This window comes from Anaerovibrio sp. RM50, assembly GCF_000622005.1.
Taxonomy (GTDB): domain Bacteria; phylum Bacillota; class Negativicutes; order Selenomonadales; family Selenomonadaceae; genus Anaerovibrio.
On record NZ_JHWV01000008.1, the window covers coordinates 84,721 to 98,220 of the forward strand.

Here is a 13,500-nt window from a genome sequence, read left to right on the forward strand (position 1 = left end):
CTAAAAATGTAATATCATCTAAGCCCTTATTTTATAAGGTTTTGGAAAAATTGTCGACCAGAAACCGAAAAATAGGTTGAGTGCAATGGGGCTTAAAGCTAAATATCTTTTTTGATAATCTTTTTCAATATTTTCTCTAAAAGCTGTTGTATTTGCATAACAATGTGGTATACTATGATAAAAATGTTATAACAAAGCAATAATTTAAGGGGTGTTTTATTTGGCTACTGTAAACGAAAACTATTTAAAACTGCCGGGGAGCTATCTCTTTGCAGAAATTGGCCGCCGTGTGGCAGCCTTTAAGGACGCCCATCCAGAGGCTGATATTATCCGTCTGGGCATCGGGGATGTTACCCAGCCACTGCCTGCTGTGTGCATTGAAGCAATGCACAAGGCTGTAGATGAAATGGCCAGTGCTGAAACCTTCCGGGGCTACGGTCCGGAGCAGGGCTATGATTTCCTTATTGAGGCCATCCGCAAGACAAATTACACTGACCGGGGCATAGATATTGAAGCTGATGAAATCTTTGTCAGTGACGGCTCCAAGAGTGACTGCGGAAACATTCAGGAGATTTTTGGAGTAGATAACAAGGTGGCCATTACCGACCCTGTATACCCTGTTTATCTTGATACCAATGTTATGGCGGGCCGCACCGGTGAAATCAAGGAAGACAGCCATTTTGAGGGAATTACCTACCTTCCTTGTGACGCAAATAACAACTTTTCTCCTGACCTACCAAATGAGCGGGTGGATATGATTTATCTCTGCTGCCCAAATAATCCTACCGGCACCACCCTTTCCAAGGAGGAACTGACCAAGTGGGTAAAATACGCCAAGGAAAATAAATCCGTTATTCTCTTTGATGCGGCTTATGCAGCTTACATTACCGAGGAAGATGTGCCCCGCTCCATCTACGAAATTGAAGGTGCAAAAGAGGTGGCCATTGAGTTCCGCTCCTTCTCCAAGACTGCGGGCTTTACAGGCACCCGTTGCGGTTATACCGTAATTCCTAAGGCAGTTAAAGGCTTTACAAAAGAAGGCAAGGCAGTGGAATTTAACAAGCTGTGGAACCGCCGTCACACCACCAAATTCAATGGTACTGCCTATATTATTCAGCGTGGTGCAGCTGCCATCTACACTCCTGAGGGCCAGAAGCAGGTTAAGGAGCTGGTGGGCTACTATATGGAAAATGCCCGCATTATACGTGAGGGCCTTAAGGCCGCCGGCATTGAGGCCTACGGCGGTGTTAATGCCCCATATATCTGGCTGAAGACCCCAAACAATATGCCATCCTGGGACTTCTTTGACAAGCTCCTGACAGAGGTAAATATTGTGGGTACCCCTGGTGCAGGCTTCGGTCCATGCGGCGAGGGATATTTCCGCCTTACCTCCTTCGGAGACAGGGAAAACACCCTCCGGGCCGTAGAACGCATCAAAAACAAGCTTCACTTCTAAAAAAAAAGTAACGGGTTTCACGCTAAGAAATTAGTGTGAAACTCTTTTTTTGTGGTTTATTTATCACTTTTTTAGGGGGTGTCATGGGATAAGGCCTCCCCCTATCCCATGACAGGCCCCGCCAAATTTATATAAATAAAAACCTGCTGATCAGTCAATAACCAATCAGCAGGAATAAATAATATTTATTTAACATTAATTTAATATTTCTTTATTGCTAAAATAATGTTTTAATACAACTATTTTGCTATTAAAACGGAGCATGGGGCCTGCTCCAGCACATTGCGGCTGACGCTGCCCATGAGGATACCCTCCACAAGGCTGAGGCCGCGGCTGCCCATAACTATAAGGTCCACTTCATTTTCAGTGGCATAATCCACGATTTTCTCGTAAGGAATACCCACATCAAGGACGGTTTCGCAATCAAGGCCCTCAGGCAGTCCTTCCTTGATCTCACCCAGAATTCTGTTGCCCTCCTCAGTAAGGGAATCAATAATCTCCTGACAGAGATGGACGGAAATAGCCGCCTGCTGAATATTTACCACATATATAAAAATTAATTTTCCCGGCTCCAGCTTGGCCAGACGCACGGCCTTCTCCACAGCCTTCTCGGATTCTTCAGAGCCATCTACAGGTACCAAAATCTTGCACATATCAGTTCCCCCTTTATTGCCAACGTCATTATAACGCCATTGTTCAAATTTTTCTTCTTTAGAAGAAAAATCTTCCAATTAGCGTTTCAACGAGCTGGGAGATATTCTCACCAGCTATTGTAGTTTGTTTTCCCCCACCTAAAGAGGAAGGGGACATCTTAAAGCTCGTTACAAATCTTTTATTCAAAATCCCCTACGCTTAAATTTTTCCCCTTTAACAGCCCCACACGGCCTGTTTCACCGCTTTCAGGGTGAACCAGCAGCCACTTGTTAATGGCAAAGAGCATTTTTGACTCCCCCCTGGCCTCCGGCTCCATGTCCAGGGCCTCGTTGGTTCCCCCAGGAAGAACAACGCCGCTGCGGAATTCCTTCCCATCCACTCCACAAGGTGCATAATGCAGGGTTGTGGCAAATATCTCCACCACCGTCCCCTTGGGTACGAAGAAGGCCTCCACCTTTGAGGTATCATAGGAATTATCCGAATAATCAATATCCCATCTGTGCCCAACCATAAGAATCATGTCCGTACCAGCTATATTAATTTCCGAATCCCTGTGGTACTCAAGACCGTTCAGCTTCTCGTTAAAACCATGGCAGCAGCCAAATTCCACAGGCATGCCCCCATATACCTCGTCCATAAAGGTGAGAAACAGCTTGGTGGTTTCAAATTCTGGAATAGAGGCTTCATAAAGCACCTGTCCCTCAGGAGCCTCTGGCAGCTTCTGAACCTCCTCCATAAACTCGGAAGCATCCACATCCAATACCCGTCCGTAGGTTCTGAAGGCTTCCTCCATTACACTTTTCATTATCTTAAACCTCCAAAAAATTACTTTTGCTTTCTAATTCGCCAGAATACTTTTCAAATCCTGCCAAATATGGAAAGTTTTGTTGCCAGAGGCCCTTCTTGGTTCTATACTTAAAAATGTACGTGCTTGGGATTTGAAAGTTTATCCCGGAGAGAGAGGTTTTATTATGCAATCCGTATTGACCATTGCCGGATCCGATTCCAGCGGAGGGGCCGGAATCCAGGCTGACATCAAGACCATTACTGCCCACAAGCTCTTTGCCACCAGTGCAATTACGGCCCTTACAGCCCAAAATACCACAGGGGTACGGGCCATTCACAATGCCCCGGCAGAATTTGTGGGACAGCAGATAGATGCTGTTTTTGAGGACATTCCTCCAGATGCGGTGAAAATAGGTATGGTATCTGCCCCTGACATTATTCAGATTATTTCTGAGAAGCTGCGGGATTATAGTGCCATGAATATTGTGGTGGACCCAGTGATGGTATCCACCTCCGGAGCCAAGCTCCTTGAGGAGGAGGCCCAAGATAATCTTTGCCGCCTGCTGCTGCCTATTGCCAGCGTAATTACCCCTAATATTCCCGAGGCCCAGGTCCTTTCCGGCATGGAAATCAAGAGTCTGGAGGATATGGAGGAGGCTGCCAAAATAATCGGCTCCAAAATATATGGCGGTGTCCTTATTAAGGGGGGGCATTTGTCCGCCACTGCCACGGATCTTTTATATTATGATGGGGAATTAAACTGGTACCGTCAGGAGCATATTGATAATCCAAATACCCACGGCACAGGCTGTACCCTGTCCTCGGCCATTGCCTGCAATCTGGCAAAGGGCTATGATCTGCCCGAGGCCATTGCCAATGCCAAGAAGTATATTACCGGGGCATTGAAGGACGGACTGAATCTGGGGAAGGGCTCAGGCCCCCTTAACCACATGTTTGCGTTATAAAAATTAAAGCACTCTGTAAATTTATTTCCAGAGTGCTTTTAAAATGCTTAAAAATAGTTATAAAAGTATTTAATTAATATTTATATAACACTATTTTAATGCTATGTATATCACATAGGCTTAAATTCCAGATTGTGCCTTATGCCCCAGTCCACCACTGCATCCTTTATATCTCCCTTTAAAATGTGGTTATGGTCTCCCCGGGCCTGAACGATGACTCCCTTGGACACCTCGATGCAGGCCACGGGCTTTCCCTCCTGCTCCAGATAGTAAATAGCACACTCCCTGCGGTTCATCTTTTCAGTGTACAGATAAAAAACGCAGTTATGGAAAGCCTCAGAAAGCTCAAAGAGCTCCTTGCCACTGCGGGCAATCTTAAAGCTCCCCTGAGGTGTTTCCTCCTCCTTTATGAGATCACCCTTGGTCAAGGTAAACTCTATATCAAGATAGCTGTTATGGCGGGCATTTTGTTCCCTGCGAAACTGCTCCATGGCGAGCCGCTGCAGGCGCCGCTCCTCCTCCGTCCATATATCATGGGTCTCCTTGGAAAAGCCTGTACGATAAAGGGCGTGGACAAATTCATCATTCATCTCATTATTGGTGTAGCTTCTGAACCACATGGAAAGACAGTCCTTAATATCCTCTGATGAGTCAGCCAAGGCGCTGTGGAGTATCTCAGCCACCTTCAGGGGCTCCCACTTTTCCATTAGCCAGCGGCAAAGCATCTGCCAGCCCACATAGGCAGGGTCATAGTCAGCGATTGCCTCCTTATCCTGGTTCTTCCACCACCAATTAATTGAATAATCGCTTACATCCCCCCACCAATACCGCCAGGAAAAGCCCTGACGCCTGTAAAAGGCCCCATTGCGGTCAATCCCAAGCTTTTCTATATCCTGGCCCCAAAGACTCTTTATATCATAAAATTGAGACCACAAATTTACATCTTCAATGCCTATTTTCTGCAAAAAATGGCATACTGCAAGGGACCGACCGTTTTCCCGATAGGCCTTCTGGAGGCCCTTTGTCTTTGGCAGCTTCAGATAATCGCAAATAAGGTCAAAGTTTGTATCATTTGCCCTTATAATATGACGGGCAAAATCATAGCCCAGCATATCCACGTACCAGCCCACATTCACATCAAGGGGATACTGGGTAAAATACTTTATGAGCCTTGCGGTGGGTATATCACTTGGCACAGTAGGTACAAAGCCAAATTCCTCCTGGGCAAGCTCCTTCAAAAATTCCATAACCCTGTCAACAACTATTTGTGGAATTTCCACGGAAAAATCAAAGCCCTCATCAGTCCAGTCGTACTTATAATTAAATACGTTTCCCCCGGACTCTGCCTGCTCTGATTTCGAAGGAATGACAGTATACTTCCACTTGCCATAATCCAGCCGAAGGGAAAATTGCTTGCTGCCCCTGGTATGAAGAGCCACACCGTTCTGGGTGCCCATAACGCTGAACACATCCACCAATATAATGGCAGTTTTTTGCGGTTTGTAGAGCTGTACCCGCCATCTGGCGGCCGCTTTTTTATATGCGCAGTCATATCGGTAATCAAAATCCCCTATATCCACATAGGCCAGAAGATGATTTGGTGACTGCTCCTGTGCCAGGGCACTGATCTCCCTTTTCCCCATTCCCTTGTCCACTATGCTCAAGGAAAATTTCTCAATATCCTTTTCAATCCAGGGCTCATGGCACTCCGCCCATGCTCCGGATTTCCCGTCAAAATAATAATAAATCTGTTCCACAACTATCCCACCTATGTATAAAGCGCACCTCCGTGGAAGTGCGCCTAGTACAGTTTATTCATTGTATTGGATTTCTTCCAGATCCAGCAAAAACTTCTTTTTGTCCAGGCCCCCTGTGTATCCCGTGATTGCTCCCCCGGCTCCCAAAACCCTGTGACATGGCACAATAATGGAAACGGGATTATGTCCCACTGCTCCTCCCACAGCCTGGGCCGAAACCCTGGTTCCCCGCTTCTCCTCCACAACCTTGGCGATTTCCCCGTAGGTCATGGTTTTTCCGTAGGGAATGTCCTTTATCACGTCCCACACGTCCATACGAAAATCCGAGCCCTTTAAGGACAGCTTAGGGGTAAAATCAGGTCTTCCTCCGTTAAAATACAAGCTCAGCCATAATTTTGCGTCCATAATATCCGGCTGCTCATCATTAAACTCAATATCACTGACATTTAAAGGAAGCTGATTTCCATCCTCATTTTCGTATATTATGCCCGTAAGACCCCCATCATCTGCGGTGAGATACAGCTTGCCCAGGGGGGAATCAAAAAAAGAAATATACTGCACCCTGAATATCTCCTCTAAAAATTATACCACTTTTTAAACATTATATAAATATTATATAAGTGTTGTAATAGTGTTTTTATATTTTTAAATTAAGGTTATTTTATACTCATATTATGGAACGCAGGCCTTGAAAACCTTTCCCACAGCATCGTGAATTACCAGGTCGCACCACTCATCAGCCGGGGTCGGGGTTTTGTTGATTACGATGAGATTCATGCCCCGGAAAAATCTCACCAGACTTGCCGCAGGATAAACCATCAGGGAGGTTCCCCCCACTATCATGGTATCAGCCTTGGAAATAGCCGCCTCTGCGTCAATAAGGTCCTGTCTGTTAAGGGCCTCCTCGTAAAGGACCACATCAGGCCTTACCATGCCCCCGCACTTCGGGCATGTTGGAATCCCCTCACTGTTTACCACAAATTCCGCATCGTATGTGGCGTGGCACTTTACACAGAAATTGCGGTGAACAGAACCGTGAAGCTCAATAACCTTCTTTGAACCCGCCATCTGGTGCAGTCCATCAATATTCTGGGTCACAACGGCCTTCATCTTGCCCATTTCCTCCAGCTTGGCCAGGGCCTTATGGGCATTATTGGGCTTGGCATCCAGATAGATAAGATTCTTCTTGTAATATTCGAAGAATTCCCTTGGGTGATCAACCAAAAAAGTATGGGAAACCATTTCCTCCGGGCTGAACTTCTGCTTCAGCCTGCGATTATACAAGCCCTTGGCACTTCTGAAATCTGGAATCCCGGACTCTGTGGATACTCCCGCACCGCCCAAAAACACCATGGAACGGCTCTTGTCAATTATGTCCTTCAGCTTTTTTATCTCTTCAGCACCCATCCAAAACCACCTCGCAATCCTTGGATATTTGCCGGTACTTTTAACATTCTCCGTTATGAATAATAACATTCTGCTTTCCGAATAATCTTAATTGTCATTTATTCTGCAAAATGCACTAAAATTCCTGCTGATTTTTGCCTTAAATAGAAAACACCTGCCGATTTAACGGCAGGTGTTTTCCTCTAGGAAGGTCTTATGGGTTTTATCAAATAAATGTGATTGTCGTTAAAATAATATTTATATAATGTTATATTAGTATTGTAATAACCTTTATATAACAATTATATGATGATATTTAAACAGCACGCTTGTAATTTTCCAGCTGCTCAATGCCCTTTGGCAAAGGCAGGCTGTCATAGGTGCTCTTAATAGAGGAATAAAGCTCCGCCTTTCTCTCAGTGGAGGTTTCCGGATTTCTCCACTCCTCATACATCTTATGGGTGGAACGGCTTGCCGCCAGTGTTTCCTGGGAATGAACCTGAATCTCGAAGGCCTGGCCGGAAGGACTGGTTGCATTGAGATGAACCGCCTTGTAACGGCCCTCCTTGTTGAGGTACTTATTGTCAATTTCGTCCAGAGTGTAACCCTTCTCCTCAAGGAGTGCCACTGTGTCACGAACCTTTTCTGCCATTTCATCATGATTTACCACCTCAGTATATCTGAGGAGATCACCGGTTTCGGAAACGTATTCGAAATCCTGTTTTGGGGTTTCCCCTGCTTCCAGAGCCTTGTTGGTCTTGCGCTCAATCTTGCTCTTGATGCTGGAGGCTGTCTTTACTGAATATTCCAGCCCCTCCATGGAGGTGCCAAGTCTGTTGGCTATGTCCAGCATATCCATTGTTATCCGCGGTTCATTGGCCCTTGCCATATTATAGGCCACCTGTGCCCGCTGCTGACATCCTTCAAGAATATTGTCCTCCTGGGATGCGCTGCCGGAAATAACCACCTTGCCGTTTCTATTGCGATAAGGGATACCCCCAAGGCGCATGCTGTCTGTGAGGACTGTAGCAGTGCTCATAAGCCCAATCTGGGCTGCCGCTGCACTATTTACATTACCAAAGCTGCATGTAAATGCGGACCAGGCCACAACACCGGCTACCAGGAATGCCTTCCCCTTCCCCAGGTTGTCCATTTTGGTAATCTCAATCATACGGGATAAATCATTAAGCTTGGTATTTTTCAAATACTTTTTCACCTTTTTCATATAATCTGTTACTTCATTTGTATCCATACAGCTTCACTTCCTCTCTGTATTAAAATAGCTGTGATACAATGCAATAGCTTTAACGCCACTGTCTATGGTTAAACTATAACAACTTATTCTGAATTTTACTTGAAAATAATTATTAAAATAAGATTAGATATAAATACATGACCTGATTGTATAAAAGCTTCAACAAGTCGAAGTGAATATTTCACCTTGTTATACACAGGCAAAAAAATTAGGACGCAACTGGGTTTGCGTCCTTTTTTCATGTTAAAGAATTAAATTAGTCCACAGCTTTTATTAAAAATCCACAACTTACTAAGATGTTATACAGAGTTATTAACAGGGTACCTGTGGATTGTGTGGATTATTTGAGGATTTCCGCAATGGATGTCTTCCCCACAATGTTCTGAATCTCGGAAATGTTCAGCTTGGCATCAAGGCACTGCTGCAAAAACTCCTTGCTGATCTTTTCCCCATTTACCAGTACAGTAAGCACCAGCTGGTTTTTCAGGTATTCCTTCTGGGAATTGCTGTGTTCCTCCACATGGGCCACTTCTGCCTCCGGAACATCCTCAACAATATCAAGTATGGCAGCTTCCTCTGCTTCCAATGTATCATTATCAACAGCATTTGGAGTAGCCTTGACGGCCTCAGCCGCAATGCGGTCCCTGGCTGCTGAAAACTCTGATACATTTTGGTCATCTATGGAGTCATAACCATCCATCAGAGATGAGAAATCTCCTTTTCGGTAGCACTCCATGAATTTGGCCTTATCAATATCCCCCAATAATGTATCAACAACTTCGTCCATATCCCCGGCCTTGGCCTTGGCCATAATAACCTCACGGGACATTTCACCGATGCCACGGGAAATAAGGAATTTTTCACAGGCCTTGTCGCTTTCGTCATCCGCCATTTTGTTATGCTCGAACAAATCAAACTGCATGGCAGCCTTCTTGGCGTTCCCCGCATAATCCTGCTCAATGGCCCTGCGCAAATAGGCAGGGATATTCTTCACCCCGTGCTGTGTAAGGGTGTACTGCACATTGTCCCTGATGCGTTTGGCATCATAGTTTTTAATAAGGCGATTGGCCACGATTTTGCCAATACCATATTTAAGGAGAATATCCACCAGATCATCCTCAGCCACTGTAATATTATCCTCAAGATTTGGAGTATCACTCTTTTTGCTGAGGAAAAATTTAAAGCCAATTATTGTGCGGCTAGGCTTGATTTTCTCGTATTCGATAAAATAGCCGGTATGGCTGTTAATATCATTTATGGAATAGTTAATAACGGACCTTATAAATACGGACACATTCTGATATCTGTCCTCAACACCCATATATTTCCGCAGCTCTTCCAGGGAAAATTCCCGCTCAATAACCCCTGAGGCCTTAAATTTATCAAAGCCCTGATATTGCAAAAGAAGCTCCAGCAGCTTAATGGAGTGGGTTGATTTCAGTGAAAAAATGGAGGAGGCAGCAATCTGGGTATATGGCTTGTCCGCCAATTCCAGTACATAGGGCGCAAAATCCTTATGGAGCTCAATGGAAAGCATACCCTTGGCCTTATCAAATTCAAATTTTGGAAATGGGACTACAGATACATACTTGCCTTTTTCCTCATTGTCCAGCAGATTTACCTGAATCCCCTGAAGATTACTGCAAAAGCCCTTCAGCCGTGAATAATACACATTGTTGCCACCAAATATCTTGATGACATCCACCGAAGGGATACTTACAACTTTATTTTCCGTAGGCTCTCCTGCCTTTAGCTGGGGCCTTAAGCTGGCCAATGCCATATAAAAAAGTCTGGCCTCCATAAGATTTGAAAAGAAGGAAGGGGACTCTATGAGGGTATTGGCCTGAACAATTATCTGTTTTGTTTTTTTCTTATGACTGCTAAGTTTAGTGTTCATCCCTTTACTATCCTTATATGTAAAGTTTTGTATATACGACCGGGTTGTATCAAACTTTTCACAGTGAAAAGGATACACGACCTCAATGTATCAATCTTACGCGACCATTATAACATTATATGAGTAAAATGTATAATACTTTTTTATATTTTTTTAAACAATGTTACATTTTAGTCGTGTATCGTATCGTCCCATATTGTCTGGCTTCAGGTGATTTTATTTCATGTTGTTTCATTTATACATGACCTTATTGTATAAAAACTTTATTGAAATTATGATACAATTCGGTCATATAAAGACCATTTTGTATCAATTGTTCAGATACATGAGTGAATTGTATCATAAAATTTGGGATAATTAGCTGGGTTCTGGAAAAACATGAACTAATTGTATCATTACTTTTAAATTTTCAACTTAATTTTGAGATACAATTAAGTCATGTATTATAAATTTATGATACAATCTAGTCAGATATAGGCTATTTATGACCTAATTGTATCATTTTTTTACGATTTTACCTTAAAGTTATGATACAATTCAGTATTCTATTGCTACAATAAGGTCATTTATCGGCTTTTTCCGCATTTTCTTCCTTAATATATGATACAATCCGGTCATGTATTCTCCATTTCGTCCACTGAAGCCGCCTCTATTGGCCTGATCCCTGAAATTATGTTACAATTTTTCAGATAACAATGAGGAACAAAAAAGATGACCATAATGTATCATCCTTTTGTTATTTCCCATACCAGGGCAGCCTTAGCTGACCAGATTGTATCCTAAAAACATGGTGTAACCCTTACAAATACTGAGTTTTCCACAGATACATGACCTAATTGTATAGTTACTTTCTAAAAATCCCCTCCAAAATCAATCTCAATGATACAATTCGGTATTGTATTGCTACAATAAGGTCATATAATCTATACAATTCCATACCATGACTGATACATTGTGGTCCTGTATCTGATACAATCCAGTCATCTGTATTATACAATTAAGTCATATAAAACCGCTGTATCCCTTGCTGCACGTGGCCTGAACAGGGAATAAAAACATAAAAAATATAAAACAATATATAAATAACTAAAACACACTTATCAACAGCAATCTCCGGATAAAAAGGTGGGGAAGGGGAGCAATGTAAGTGTGTGTTTTATTTTTTGAAAAATTTTACTTTTGTATTAAATATGAGATAGGGTACAGTTTTTCTTTTAATAAATGATACAATCTATTCATGTATTGAACAATGGTACATTTTAGTCATGTATTTTAGATAATGAATCTGTATATAGGAAGAAAATTCAAAGGGTTGCATTATTTTTAATTATGTACTATTATAACCATATTATAATCATTAAAAAATACTATATTAACATTTATGTAATGTTATATAAATGTTAATATAGCAATAAAATGAGGTGTATAAATGGAAATAATTGCTTTTTCAAACAAGAAGGGTGGTACGGGAAAAACCACCTCAGCCATTAACTTTTGTGCAGCATTAGGCAGAAAAGGATACAAGGTTCTGGCCATCGATCTGGACCCACAGGCCAATTTTACATCTGATTCCGGCGGGGAAGCTATTGGTACAGTTGCAGGTACCTTCGATTTCATTTTGGGAGCTCCTCTGGAGGATGTGGTTCAGCACAATGAATATTACGATTTCATGGGGGCTGACAAGCGCATTGAGAACCAGAGAAACAAATTTGAGGAAAAGGGCTCCGATTTCCTGCTGAAAAAGGCCCTGGCCAAGGTGGAGGGATATGACTATGTGGTTCTTGATACAGCCCCTAGCATGTCTGGCATAGTATTTTTGGCTTTGGTAGCCTGCAACCGTGTTATTGGTGTATGTGATGCAGACCAGCGAAGTGTAACCGGCCTTGGTGATCTGTATTCTGCTATCCAGAGCGCGGCGGATTATAACCCTGGTCTGAAAATCGATGGAATTCTAATTACAAGGGATGTTCCACGTACCCAGGCAAATAAATTTGCGGTGGATGTATTCCATCAGGCAGCTGCCCAGATAAACAGCATTGTATTTGATACACATATTAAGGAGCGTACAGTATTCCATCAGTGTACTGCCCTTCATACAAACGTGTTTAACGTGGATGCCAGATCTGATGGTGCCAGGGACTACGAGACTTTTACCGATGAGGTACTTGAGCTGTTTAAAAAGAGTAATCAAAAGATAAAATAAAATTATATTAATGTTATATAAATATTAGTTTAACAATATAACGAGCTTTAAGATGTCCCCTTCCTCTTTAGGTGGGGGAAAACAAACTACAACAGCTGGTGAGAATATCTCCCAGCTCGTTGAAACGCTAATTGGAAGATTTTTCTTCTAAAGAAGAAAAATTTGAACAATGGCGTTATAATAATGTTAAATTGGGGTGAAAATAATGGCAAAGAAATTGGATCTTAATAATACAGCAGCAGCCCTGGGGGATTTTACAGGCAGGGCAAAACCTATTGTTCCAATCCAGCAGGTTGAGGAAAAAACAGAGGAAACTCCTGTACAGGCCACTGTGAAAAATGAAGAAATGACACATGACCAAAATGTATCAGAAAATAGAGTAAATACATCAGCGGGAACAGAAGCTGTTCTGGATAATGTTGCCCCCAAAAGAAGGGGACGTCCTATCAAGGCAATAAAAAAAGATTCCAGATTATCAGTTTATCTCACAGAGGAGTTAAAGGGACGTCTGGAAGCATTGGCTGATAAAAAGAGCATGAGTATGAACACAATTATTACTGCAGCTCTTATGGATTATTGCGAAGCAAATGGCTTATGATGCAATTGATTTTAGGCAGGAACAATGGCAAAAGCTTGAAAATAAGTATTGCAAGATAAGATGTAAAATAAAACTATATAAATATTAAAATAACGTTATAAAAGTGTTTATTTGACAATAAAATAATATTTTTTAAGCATTTTAAAAGGCTCGTCCACAATAGGGCGGGCCTTTTAAATTTCACATAGTTCACACATTTCAAAAATCTCACAAATCACAATAATCTCAACAAATCTTAAAAAATCCCGATAAACGAACTAAAAGCGCTAATACTTCTTACCATAAACATCTTCTTCCTGACCGATATCCTCCTCGTCATCAGGAAAATGGCGATCGTCAATGTCAGGGTGCAGAGGGTCCGCGTCCTGCCAGGCTTCTTTTTCCGACCCATCATACTCCTGCCACCATTTCTTAGGCCCTTCCATACCGCTTCCCTCCTTTCCACGAAGCTTATCTTACCTCATTATACCATTTTCGAAAGAAAAAAATCAGAACTTTTAGAAAATTCTGATACATGAAAAAAGAAGGATTTTTCGAAGGAAT

Annotated in this window: 12 protein-coding genes; 4 read left to right on the forward strand and 8 right to left on the reverse strand. The window is 42.5% G+C overall.

The features are described from left to right. Nucleotides 1-220: 220 nt before the first annotated feature. Nucleotides 221-1,456, forward strand: coding sequence for an LL-diaminopimelate aminotransferase (locus T525_RS0106400; protein WP_027406525.1), 1,236 nt, complete (start codon nt 221-223; stop codon nt 1,454-1,456). Between the two features lie 239 nt (nt 1,457-1,695). Here the strand turns inward: T525_RS0106400 and T525_RS0106405 are convergent, their stop codons facing one another. Together T525_RS0106405 and T525_RS0106410 are read right to left on the reverse strand one after the other, a co-directional pair. Then, nucleotides 1,696-2,109: a universal stress protein gene (locus T525_RS0106405; protein ID WP_027406526.1), complete on the reverse strand. Its 414-nt coding sequence runs from the start codon at nt 2,107-2,109 to the stop codon at nt 1,696-1,698. A 179-nt stretch (nt 2,110-2,288) separates the two neighbouring features. Next, on the reverse strand, nt 2,289-2,915 hold the full coding sequence (locus T525_RS0106410) for a DUF4867 family protein (protein ID WP_027406527.1): 627 nt from the start codon (nt 2,913-2,915) through the stop codon (nt 2,289-2,291). A gap of 166 nt (nt 2,916-3,081) precedes the next feature. On the opposite strand from T525_RS0106410, the gene thiD reads away from it, so the two are divergent. Beyond that, the gene (gene thiD / locus T525_RS0106415; protein ID WP_027406528.1) at nt 3,082-3,861 is read left to right on the forward strand and encodes a bifunctional hydroxymethylpyrimidine kinase/phosphomethylpyrimidine kinase; all 780 of its coding nucleotides are present in this window, start codon (nt 3,082-3,084) and stop codon (nt 3,859-3,861) included. A 110-nt stretch (nt 3,862-3,971) separates the two neighbouring features. Here thiD and T525_RS0106420 read toward each other — a convergent pair whose 3' ends face one another. The 5 genes from T525_RS0106420 to T525_RS0106440 form a co-directional block, all read right to left on the reverse strand. Then, nucleotides 3,972-5,618, reverse strand: coding sequence for a PcfJ domain-containing protein (locus T525_RS0106420; protein WP_027406529.1), 1,647 nt, complete (start codon nt 5,616-5,618; stop codon nt 3,972-3,974). Nucleotides 5,619-5,672: 54 nt separating this feature from the next. After that, nucleotides 5,673-6,179 (reverse strand): methylated-DNA--[protein]-cysteine S-methyltransferase, encoded by a 507-nt coding sequence (locus T525_RS0106425; RefSeq protein ID WP_027406530.1) that lies wholly within the window; start codon nt 6,177-6,179, stop codon nt 5,673-5,675. 111 nt (nt 6,180-6,290) lie between these two features. Continuing rightward, nucleotides 6,291-7,025, reverse strand: coding sequence for an NAD-dependent protein deacylase (locus tag T525_RS0106430; protein ID WP_037325330.1), 735 nt, complete (start codon nt 7,023-7,025; stop codon nt 6,291-6,293). 295 nt (nt 7,026-7,320) lie between these two features. After that, nucleotides 7,321-8,256, reverse strand: coding sequence for a hypothetical protein (locus T525_RS0106435; protein WP_027406532.1), 936 nt, complete (start codon nt 8,254-8,256; stop codon nt 7,321-7,323). Between the two features lie 343 nt (nt 8,257-8,599). Further along, on the reverse strand, nt 8,600-10,156 hold the full coding sequence (locus T525_RS0106440) for a replication initiation protein (RefSeq protein WP_027406533.1): 1,557 nt from the start codon (nt 10,154-10,156) through the stop codon (nt 8,600-8,602). 1,429 nt (nt 10,157-11,585) lie between these two features. Here T525_RS0106440 and T525_RS0106450 point away from each other — a divergent pair. After that, complete coding sequence (locus T525_RS0106450) at nt 11,586-12,359, forward strand: ParA family protein (protein ID WP_027406534.1); 774 nt, start codon at nt 11,586-11,588, stop codon at nt 12,357-12,359. Nucleotides 12,360-12,564: 205 nt separating this feature from the next. Next, nucleotides 12,565-12,957: a ribbon-helix-helix domain-containing protein gene (locus T525_RS0106455; protein WP_027406535.1), complete on the forward strand. Its 393-nt coding sequence runs from the start codon at nt 12,565-12,567 to the stop codon at nt 12,955-12,957. 266 nt (nt 12,958-13,223) lie between these two features. Here T525_RS0106455 and T525_RS16280 read toward each other — a convergent pair whose 3' ends face one another. Then, on the reverse strand, nt 13,224-13,382 hold the full coding sequence (locus T525_RS16280; protein ID WP_156945622.1) for a hypothetical protein: 159 nt from the start codon (nt 13,380-13,382) through the stop codon (nt 13,224-13,226). Between the last annotated feature and the right edge of the window lie 118 nt (nt 13,383-13,500).

What these genes read in the sequence shown, in the direction of transcription:
- T525_RS0106450 (WP_027406534.1), top strand. Translation starts at nt 11,586, where the DNA reads ATGGAAATAATTGCTTTTTCAAACAAGAAGGGTGGTACGGGAAAAACC.
- T525_RS0106405 (WP_027406526.1), bottom strand. Translation starts at nt 2,109, where the DNA reads ATGTGCAAGATTTTGGTACCTGTAGATGGCTCTGAAGAATCCGAGAAG.
- T525_RS0106435 (WP_027406532.1), bottom strand. Translation starts at nt 8,256, where the DNA reads ATGGATACAAATGAAGTAACAGATTATATGAAAAAGGTGAAAAAGTAT.
- T525_RS0106410 (WP_027406527.1), bottom strand. Translation starts at nt 2,915, where the DNA reads ATGAAAAGTGTAATGGAGGAAGCCTTCAGAACCTACGGACGGGTATTG.
- T525_RS0106440 (WP_027406533.1), bottom strand. Translation starts at nt 10,156, where the DNA reads ATGAACACTAAACTTAGCAGTCATAAGAAAAAAACAAAACAGATAATT.
- T525_RS0106455 (WP_027406535.1), top strand. Translation starts at nt 12,565, where the DNA reads ATGGCAAAGAAATTGGATCTTAATAATACAGCAGCAGCCCTGGGGGAT.
- T525_RS0106430 (WP_037325330.1), bottom strand. Translation starts at nt 7,025, where the DNA reads ATGGGTGCTGAAGAGATAAAAAAGCTGAAGGACATAATTGACAAGAGC.
- thiD (WP_027406528.1), top strand. Translation starts at nt 3,082, where the DNA reads ATGCAATCCGTATTGACCATTGCCGGATCCGATTCCAGCGGAGGGGCC.
- T525_RS16280 (WP_156945622.1), bottom strand. Translation starts at nt 13,382, where the DNA reads ATGGAAGGGCCTAAGAAATGGTGGCAGGAGTATGATGGGTCGGAAAAA.